1 protein-coding gene is annotated in these 1,531 nt (G+C 71.1%); it reads left to right on the plus strand.

What is annotated here, in order from left to right; translation table 11 throughout:
* Window positions 1-750 precede the first annotated feature (750 nt).
* Window positions 751-1,531 (plus strand): prepilin peptidase (locus tag I0C86_RS00085; RefSeq protein ID WP_407676240.1); only part of this gene is annotated, 781 nt, incomplete at its 3' end.

The raw sequence follows: 1,531 nt of genomic DNA on the forward strand, positions 1-1,531 counted from the left end.
GCTCGGAGATGTGTATGAGAGACAGCCGCCGGGGCCGGCTGCCGCAGCCGGCCCCGGCGGCCAGCGTGGCCAGCACGAGCAGCGTGGTCGAGAGGGTGGCCAGTTGCCGCGTTCGCAACGGTGTCTCCTCCTCATGCTTCCGCCGCCTGCCGGCTTCTGCTCCGCCGGATCCGGGGACGTGGGCACGGCCGCTCCGCCCCGGAGGCCCCCGACCGGGCCCGGCGCCGCTGCATCCACATTTGGTCGAGTCGATCTAGTTTTTCGGTGCCGCTTCTGCCAGCTGATCATTCCGTCCGCTGTTCGCCGACGATTGTGCGTCACCCAAGGGGCGAGCATAGGCTGACCGGCGACGATGCAACAGGGGCTAATTCAGAGAATACGCACGGTAGCGATCTTTGTGGTCGATCGACATCGGAGTCCTATGGTGTCAATCGATGTGTCGAATCTGATCAATGATTTTCCGTCCCGGGTGGGCGGTGGAACGTTCTGGTCAGATTGTGCCGGCCCGACGGGGCGAATTGCGGCGGATGACGATGATCTGACAGCTTCCGTACTCCGGGTTCCGGGAGGCGCTGCCGGTCCCCGGGGCGCCGATCGGCGACCCACTCCGGCGGGCCGGACCGACCGCCCCGAGGCGCCCCGTACGCTGCGAAGATCAGTTATCGGCGATCATGAAGTTACTCTACGTGTTGGCAGTCCGCCCCGACCCCGGCCCGCCGGGGCCGCGCCCGACAGGAGGTCGAGGTGCGGATCACCACCTCGCGACACGAACCGGTGACCGGGACCGACCGGGCCGGGTCCTGGCCGGCCCGAGTGATCGCCGCGCTCACGATCGCCCCGGCACTGCGCTGGCTCGTCGCGGCCGAATCGGTCCCGTACGGCCAACCACGTCGATCCGGCTGCGACATCTGCGGGACGCCGATCGGACCGCCCGCCGGTCCGCTCCGGACACTCTCGCCGCGAGCTAGCTGCGCCAACTGCGGAACCCGGGTCGGCGCACCACCGCTGACCGTCGAGTTCGCCCTGCTCCTCGCGGTGGCGGTACTGGTCGTGGCGGGTCGGCCACTGCCCGAGTCGATCGCGTTCGCCTGGTGGGCGGGCTGCGCCGTACCGCTGTTCTTCGTCGACGTGGCCGTACACCGGTTGCCGGACCGGCTCACCTTCGCCGCCGCCGGTGGCACCCTGGCCCTGCTCGGGGTCGCGGCCGTGGCCGCCGGGGACCCCTCGGCCTGGTGGCGGGCCGTGCTCGCCGGGCTCGGCGCGGGCCTGTCGTTCGGGGTGAGCACGCTGCTGCTGGGACAGCGCGGGTTCGGGCTGGGCGACGCCAAACTGGCCCTCAGTTCCGTCGCGCTGCTCGGCTGGCTGGGCTGGCCGGCGGTGGTCCTCGGGCTGCTGTTCGCCTTCACCGGCTCGGCGCTGTGCGCGCTGGTCCTGCTGGCGACCCGGCGGATCGGCTGGCGCGGCCACCTCCCGTTCGGCCCGTTCCTGATCCTGGGCACCCTGGCCGCCCTGCCCCTCCCACCCGCCACCT

It is taken from the genome of Plantactinospora alkalitolerans (genome assembly GCF_015690345.1).
Taxonomy (GTDB): Bacteria; Actinomycetota; Actinomycetes; order Mycobacteriales; family Micromonosporaceae; genus Plantactinospora; species Plantactinospora alkalitolerans.